The sequence below is a fragment of the Pseudomonas sp. 2VD genome (assembly GCF_005503585.1).
Classification (GTDB): domain Bacteria; phylum Pseudomonadota; class Gammaproteobacteria; order Pseudomonadales; family Pseudomonadaceae; genus Pseudomonas; species Pseudomonas aeruginosa.
Window position 1 is genome coordinate 1 of record NZ_SCND01000295.1, and the last position, 7,744, is coordinate 7,744.

General features: G+C 68.3%; 6 protein-coding genes. 4 read left to right on the plus strand and 2 right to left on the minus strand.

Features of this window, described 5'->3' with window-relative positions:
* Positions 1 to 210 precede the first annotated feature (210 nt).
* The 4 genes from mexM (at position 211) to FFS27_RS24680 (ending at position 6,691) form a co-directional block, all read left to right on the plus strand.
* On the plus strand, positions 211 to 1,368 hold the full coding sequence (gene mexM, locus FFS27_RS24665; protein WP_137952256.1) for a multidrug efflux RND transporter periplasmic adaptor subunit MexM: 1,158 nt from the start codon (positions 211 to 213) through the stop codon (positions 1,366 to 1,368).
* Entirely contained in the window at positions 1,365 to 4,475 is a 3,111-nt protein-coding gene (gene mexN, locus FFS27_RS24670; RefSeq protein WP_058133491.1) for a multidrug efflux RND transporter permease subunit MexN, read from the plus strand. Before mexM ends, mexN begins: the two co-directional genes overlap by 4 nt.
* Before the next feature lie 103 nt (positions 4,476 to 4,578).
* Entirely contained in the window at positions 4,579 to 5,268 is a 690-nt protein-coding gene (locus tag FFS27_RS24675; protein ID WP_003083028.1) for a heavy metal response regulator transcription factor, read from the plus strand.
* Positions 5,246 to 6,691, plus strand: coding sequence for a sensor histidine kinase (locus tag FFS27_RS24680; protein ID WP_023434722.1), 1,446 nt, complete (start codon positions 5,246 to 5,248; stop codon positions 6,689 to 6,691). The genes FFS27_RS24675 and FFS27_RS24680 overlap by 23 nt, the downstream gene beginning before the upstream one ends.
* A gap of 8 nt (positions 6,692 to 6,699) precedes the next feature.
* Here the strand turns inward: FFS27_RS24680 and FFS27_RS24685 are convergent, their stop codons facing one another.
* Together FFS27_RS24685 and FFS27_RS24690 are read right to left on the minus strand one after the other, a co-directional pair.
* On the minus strand, positions 6,700 to 7,107 hold the full coding sequence (locus FFS27_RS24685; protein WP_003087079.1) for a YbaN family protein: 408 nt from the start codon (positions 7,105 to 7,107) through the stop codon (positions 6,700 to 6,702).
* A gap of 11 nt (positions 7,108 to 7,118) precedes the next feature.
* Positions 7,119 to 7,706, minus strand: a complete 588-nt coding sequence (locus FFS27_RS24690) for a UPF0149 family protein (protein WP_003083037.1) — start codon at positions 7,704 to 7,706, stop codon at positions 7,119 to 7,121.
* Positions 7,707 to 7,744 lie beyond the last annotated feature (38 nt).

Below are 7,744 nucleotides of genomic sequence, written 5' to 3' on the forward strand. Positions count from 1 at the left end.
GGGCCGGCGGGCGCCGGGGGTTGGGGACATCGAGCGGGCTCCGGAAGGACTCAGCGAAGTCTACGAGAGCGCCGGGCGGCCTGCCAGCGCGGGGTGTCCGGCGAAACTGACAGGATTGTCATTCAGGGGTCAGGGTGGGGTCCCGCTGCGCTGCTTATAAAGAAGAACGAAGTCGGCCGCGCGAGGCCGGCGACTGGGAAAGGTGGACAGATGCAGGCGTTGCGCAGTGGTGGGGGACGGGTCCTGGTGGGCGTGCTGGCGGCGGGCCTGGTCGCCTTCGGCGGTTGGGCATGGCTCGGCGGCGACGCCGGGGCGAAGGCGGCGCCCGCGCCGGCCAGGGTCCCGGTGAACGTGGCGCGGGTGGAGCGGCGCGACGTCGTGCAACAGGTCAGCGGCATCGGCACGGTGACTTCGTTGCACAACGTGGTGATCCGCACCCAGATCGACGGCCAGTTGACCCGCCTGCTGGTGAGCGAAGGGCAGATGGTCGAGGCGGGCGAGTTGCTGGCGACCATCGATGACCGCGCCGTCGTCGCCGCGCTGGAGCAGGCGCAGGCCTCCAGGGCGAGCAACCAGGCCCAGCTGAAATCCGCCGAGCAGGACCTGCAACGCTACCGCAGCCTGTATGCCGAGCGTGCGGTGTCACGCCAACTGCTGGACCAGCAGCAGGCGACGGTCGACCAGTTGCGCGCGACCCTGAAGGCCAACGATGCCACCATCAACGCCGAGCGGGTGCGCCTGTCCTACACCCGGATCACCTCGCCGGTATCCGGCAAGGTCGGTATCCGCAACGTCGATGTCGGCAACCTGGTGCGGGTCGGCGACAGTCTCGGCCTGTTCAGCGTGACCCAGATCGCACCGATCTCCGTAGTCTTCTCCCTGCAACAGGAACAGTTGCCCCAGTTGCAGGCGCTGCTCGGCGGCGAGGCGGCGGTGCGCGCCTACAGCCGCGACGGCGGGAGCGCGCTGGGCGAGGGCCGGTTGCTGACCATCGACAACCAGATCGACAGTTCCACCGGCACCATCCGCGTGCGCGCCTCCTTCGATAACCGCCAGGCCCGGCTCTGGCCCGGGCAGTTCGTCGCGGTGAGCCTGCACACCGGGGTCCGGCGCGACCAGTTGGTGCTGTCGAGCAAGGCGGTGCGCCGCGGCCTGGAGGGCAATTTCGTCTACCGGGTCGCCGCCGACCGGGTCGAGGCGGTGCCGGTGCGGGTGCTCCAGGACATCGACGGCCTCAGTGTGGTGGAAGGCCTGGCCAGCGGTGACCAGGTGGTGGTGGACGGCCACTCGCGGCTGATGCCCGGCGCCCTGGTCGATATCCAGGAGCCGCGCCCGAGCCTGGCCCAGGCCACGGAGCGGCGGCCGTGACGCCGCGCGCCGGGATTTCCGGCTGGTGCGTACGGCACCCGATCGCCACCGCGCTGCTGACCCTGGCCTCGCTGCTGCTGGGGCTGCTGGCGTTCCTCCGGCTCGGCGTGGCGCCGTTGCCGGAGGCGGACTTCCCGACCATCCAGATCAACGCCTTGCTGCCCGGCGGTAGCCCGGAAACCATGGCCTCGTCGGTGGCCACCCCCTTGGAAGTGCAGTTCAGCGCGATTCCCGGGATCACCGAGATGACCTCCAGCAGCGCCCTGGGCACTACCACCCTGACCCTGCAGTTCAGCCTCGACAAGAGCATCGACGTCGCCGCCCAGGAAGTCCAGGCGGCGATCAACGCCGCGGCCGGGCGGCTGCCGGTGGACATGCCGAACCTGCCGACCTGGCGCAAGGTCAACCCGGCGGACAGCCCGATCATGATCCTGCGGGTCAACTCGGAGATGATGCCGCTGATCGAACTCAGCGATTACGCCGAGACCATCCTCGCCCGCCAGCTCAGCCAGGTGAACGGCGTGGGGCAGATCTTCGTGGTCGGCCAGCAGCGCCCGGCGATCCGCATCCAGGCCCAGCCGGAAAAGCTCGCCGCCTACCAGCTGACCCTGGCCGACCTGCGCCAGTCGTTGCAGTCGGCCAGCGTCAACCTGGCCAAGGGCGCGCTCTACGGCGAGGGGCGGGTGTCGACCCTCGCGGCCAACGACCAGTTGTTCAACGCCAGCGACTATGACGACCTGGTGGTCGCCTACCGCCAGGGCGCGCCGGTGTTCCTCAAGGACGTGGCGCGGATCGTCTCGGCGCCCGAGGACGACTACGTGCAGGCCTGGCCGAACGGCGTGCCCGGGGTGGCGCTGGTGATCCTGCGCCAGCCTGGGGCGAACATCGTCGATACCGCCGACGCGATCCAGGCCGCGCTGCCACGCCTGCGCGAGATGCTCCCGGCGACCATCGAGGTAGACGTGCTCAACGATCGCACCCGGACCATCCGCTCGTCGTTGCACGAGGTCGAACTGACCCTGCTGCTGACCATTGGCCTGGTGGTGCTGGTGATGGGCCTGTTCCTCCGCCAGCTGTCGGCGACCCTGATCGTCGCCACGGTGCTGGCGGTGTCCCTGAGCGCCAGCTTCGCGGCGATGTACGTGCTCGGCTTCACCCTCAACAACCTGACCCTGGTGGCGCTGATCATCGCCGTCGGCTTCATCGTCGACGACGCCATCGTGGTCGTGGAGAACATCCACCGACACCTGGAAGCGGGCGCCTCGAAGGTCGAGGCGGCGCTCAAGGGCGCGGCGGAGATCGGCTTTACCGTGATTTCCATCAGCTTCTCGCTGATCGCCGCGTTCATTCCCCTGCTGTTCATGGGCGGGATCGTCGGCCGGCTGTTTCGCGAATTCGCGGTCAGCGTGACGGTGGCGATCCTGATCTCGGTGGTCGCTTCGCTGACCCTGGCGCCGATGCTGGCTTCGCGCTTCATGCCGGCATTGCGGCATGCCGAAGCGCCGAGAAAGGGCTTCGCCGAATGGCTGACCGGCGGCTACGAACGCGGCCTGCGCTGGGCGCTCGGGCACCAGCGGCTGATGCTGGTCGGCTTCGCCTTTACCGTGCTGGTGGCGGTGGCCGGCTACGTCGGGATTCCCAAGGGTTTCTTCCCCTTGCAGGACACCGCCTTCGTCTTCGGCACGAGCCAGGCTGCCGAGGATATCTCCTACGACGACATGGTCGCCAAGCACCGGCAACTGGCCGAGATCATCGCCAGCGACCCGGCGGTGCAGAGCTACAACCATGCGGTGGGCGTCACCGGCGGTAGCCAGAGCCTGGCCAACGGGCGTTTCTGGATCGTCCTCAAGGACCGTGGCGAGCGCGATGTCTCGGTCGGCGAGTTCATCGACCGGCTGCGCCCGCAACTGGCCAAGGTGCCGGGAATCATGCTCTACCTGCGCGCGGCGCAGGACATCAACCTCAGTTCCGGACCCTCGCGGACCCAGTACCAGTACGCCCTGCGCAGCAGCGACAGCACCCAGCTGGCGCTCTGGGCGCAACGCCTCACCGAGCGCCTGAAGCAGGTGCCGGGGCTGATGGATGTGTCCAACGACCTGCAGGTCGGCGCCAGCGTCACCGCGCTGGACATCGACCGGGTGGCCGCGGCGCGTTTCGGCCTCAGCGCCGAGGATGTCAGCCAGACCCTCTACGACGCCTTCGGCCAGCGCCAGGTCGGCGAGTACCAGACCGAGGTCAACCAGTACAAGGTGGTCCTCGAACTCGATGCGCGCCAGCGCGGCCGCGCGGAAAGCCTGGACTGGTTCTACCTGCGCTCGCCGCTGAGCGGCGAGATGGTCCCGCTGTCGGCCATCGCCAAGGTCGCGGCGCCGCGCTCCGGGCCGCTGCAGATCAACCACAACGGCATGTTCCCGGCGGTCAACCTGTCCTTCAACCTGGCTGCCGGGGTGTCCCTCGGCGAGGCGGTGCAGGCGGTGCAGCGCGCCCAGGAGGAGATCGGCATGCCCTCGACCATTATCGGCGTGTTCCAGGGCGCGGCGCAGGCCTTCCAGAGTTCGCTGGCCTCGCAACCGCTGCTGATCCTCGCCGCGCTGATCGCGGTGTACATCATCCTCGGCGTGCTCTACGAGAGTTTCGTGCATCCGCTGACGATCCTCTCGACCCTGCCCTCGGCGGGGATCGGCGCGGTGTTCCTGCTCTGGGCCTGGGGCCAGGACTTCTCGATCATGGCGCTGATCGGCATCGTGCTGCTGATCGGCATCGTCAAGAAGAACGGCATCCTCATGGTCGACTTCGCCATCGTCGCCCAGCGCGAGCAGGGCATGAGCGCGGAGCAGGCGATCTACCAGGCCTGCCTGACCCGTTTCCGGCCGATCATGATGACCACCCTGGCCACGCTGCTGGGCGCGATACCCCTGATGATCGGCTTCGGCACCGGTTCCGAGCTGCGCCAGCCTCTGGGCATCGCGGTGGTCGGCGGGCTGCTGGTGAGCCAGGTGCTGACCCTGTTCAGCACGCCGGTGGTATACCTGGCCCTGGAGCGGCTGTTCCACCGGCGCGGGGCGACGACCTCGGACGGCGGAACCGCTGGGGCGACGGCGACATGAGGCGTAACGGACACGGCTTTCCTGGACGGCGGCGCGTGGCTAGGATGCAGGCAGGCATGCGTCCCGCCCGGGATGCGAAGGCGAACAGAGGATCGGGCGATAGATGCGGGTACTGATTGTCGAGGACGAGGCGAAGACGGCGGACTACCTGAACCGTGGCCTCAGTGAACAGGGGTTCACCGTGGACCTGGCGGACAACGGCATCGACGGTCGCCACCTGGCGCTCCATGGCGAGTACGACGTGATCGTGCTCGACGTGATGCTGCCGGGCGTCGACGGCTACGGCGTTCTGCGGGCGTTGCGCGAGCGGCGGCAGACCCCGGTGATCATGCTCACCGCGCGCGAGCGCGTGGAAGACCGGGTGCGCGGGCTGCGCGAGGGCGCCGACGACTACCTGATCAAGCCGTTCTCCTTCCTCGAACTGGTCGCCCGCCTGCAGGCCCTGACCCGGCGCGGCGGCAACCATGAAAGCCATTCGCAGATGCGCATCGCCGACCTGTCCATCGACCTGCTCAGCCGCAAGGTCTTCCGTGGCAACACTCGCCTGGAGCTGACTGCCAAGGAGTACGCGCTGCTCTGCGTGCTGGCCCAGCGCAGCGGCGAGATCCTGTCGAAGACGGCGATCGCCGAATTGGTCTGGGACATCAACTTCGATACCGATACCAATGTCGTGGAGGTGGCGATCAAGCGCCTGCGCGCCAAGCTCGACGGTCCGTTCGAGAACAAGCTGCTGCATACCATCCGGGGCATGGGCTACGTCCTGGAGAACCGTGCGCTGGCGGAGTCGGGCTGAGGTGGGCATGTCCTTGTCGACCCGCCTGGCGGGAATGTTCGCCGGCGCCGCGGTGGTGATCTTCGCCCTCATCGGCACCATGCTCTATTGCATCCTCGACCGCCAGACCGAGCGCCTGCAGCAGGGCGAGGTGGACGTGCGCTTCAACATGGTCTCGCGGATGCTCGACCACCCCGACCTGGCCGAACGCTGGCCACACCTGCAGGGCAAGCTGGACAACCTGAGCCAGGAGTACGAGCTGATCCGTTTCTGGATCGACAGCGACGACCCGCGCTATCACTACGGGCGCTTCAGCGAACCGGTGCAGCGGCTGATCGCCGATGGCGCCGGCCGCTACGAACTGGAGTTGCCGGAGCACCGGTACGCGCTGACCGCGCGGGTCGGCGTGTTGCCGGCGCGCGAGGGGCGGCCGCGGCTGACCTACGTCACCGCCATCGACAGCGCGGCGTTCCACGAGGCGCGGACCTCCACCGTGAAATGGCTGCTCGGCCTGTCCGCCCTCGGTGTGCTGCTGGCCTCGTTGCTGGGCCACTGGATCGCCCGCCTGGGCCTGTGGCCGGTGCATCGGCTCTCCGAGGAGGCCCGGCGGATCAGCCCGCGGCAGTTGTCGCAGCGCTTGCAGCTCTCGCCGCTGCCGGCCGAGCTGCGCGAACTGGTGGGAGCGTTCAACGGCGCCCTGGACCGCCTGGAGCAGGCCTACGTGCGCCTGGAGTCGTTCAATGCCGACGTCGCCCACGAGCTGCGCACGCCATTGACCAACCTGATCGGCCAGACCCAAGTGGCGTTGTCCCGCGAACGCAGCGGCGAACATTACGAAGAGGTCCTGCAATCCAACCTGGAGGAGCTGGAGCGGCTGCGGGCGATCGTCAACGACATGCTGTTCCTCGCCCGCGCCGACCAGGGACGCCTGGCCTGCGAGCGCGAGGAAACCTCGCTGGCCGGCGAGATCGCGACTACGGTGGATTTCCTCGAGGTGATCTTCGACGAGGCTGGGGTTGGCATCGAGGTGCGCGGCGAGGCCCGCGCGCTGGTCGAGCGCGCCCTGTTCCAGCGGGCGGTGACCAACCTGCTGTACAACGCTGCCCAGCACACCGCCGCCGGCGGCACGCTGCGGGTCGGCGTCGAGCGGCGTGGCGACGAAGTGCGGGTGGCGGTGAGCAACCCCGGCGTGCCGATCGCCGACGAGCACCGCAGGCACCTGTTCGAGCGCTTCTATCGGGTCGACGCGGCGCGCAGCAACAGCGAGGCCAACCACGGCCTCGGCCTGTCCATCGTCAAGGCGGTGGCGAGCATGCACGGCGGTTCGGTGTTCGTCGACAGCGCGGACGGCTGGAACACCTTCGGCTTCACCGTGCTGAGCCCCGAGCGGCGCGGGCCCGGCGACCGCTTGCCGCTGGGCGAGGGCGATCCGGCGCTGTCCTGAGCGGGCCCTCAGGCGTCGTGCGGCGGGCGGGTCTTCTGGCGGAGGATATAGATGCTGACCAGTACCGCGCTGGTCAGCATGAAGCCCTGGGCCCAGGGGCGTCGGACCAGGTAGCAGGAAAGGGCGATGCTGGCCCACATCAGGCCGATGGCGTAGACCTTGCCCTTGAGCGGGATGCCTTCGCCGTCGAGATAGTCGCGGATCCACGGGCCGAGCCGTGGATGGCCGACCAGCCAGTGGTAGAAGCGCGGCGAGCTGCGCATGAAGCAGGCCGCCGCGAGGAGCAGGAAAGGCGTGGTCGGCAGCACCGGCAGGAAGATGCCGATCACGCCCAGGGCTACGCTTAGGAAACCCACGGCCTGGAGGCTATAGCGCACCCAGGCGCGAGCGCTCGGGCGAATTTCCCGCTGCGCCACCGCGGCGCTCCTTAGTGCGTGCGCGGCTTGAGCAGGGCGGGCTTTTCTTCCGGCGCCTGGCAGAGCAGGAACAGGTTGGTCAGCAGGTCGGGAATCTGCGCGACCATGTCGTCCACCAGGTGGCGGTCGCGGGCGATCTCGTCGAACTCGGGCTGCTCGTCGAACAGGCCGGAGCCGACCATGATCGGCAGCAGCAACTCGCTGACTTCCTCCTCGGCCTGCTCGAACCAGACTTCCTCGCGAAGGAACACGCCTTCCATGAAGCCGATGCACCAGCCGCGCAGGTCGGAGTCGTCCGGCTCGTCGCCGAGGTCGAGGTCGCAGGGCAGCTCGAGGTCTTCGTCGCTGGCCAACACGCGGGTGATGTGCGCCTTGAGCTGCTCGAGGGAAGTCTCGATCTCCTGGCGCTCCTCATCGCTGCGGTAGTGCGGCGGTTCGGCGAACAGGGCGTCGATCCACTCCCGCTCCGGCACCTGCTCCGGGCAGATGGAGAGGGCGGTCAGGTAGCCGTGGGTCGCCACGTAGTCCAGCGCTTCTTCGTGCAGGTCATCGGCATCGAGGAAGGCTTGCAGACGGGACAGTTTTTCGGCGAAGGACATCAGGGTACTACCTCGGGAGGGATGCGGCTCTGGATTGT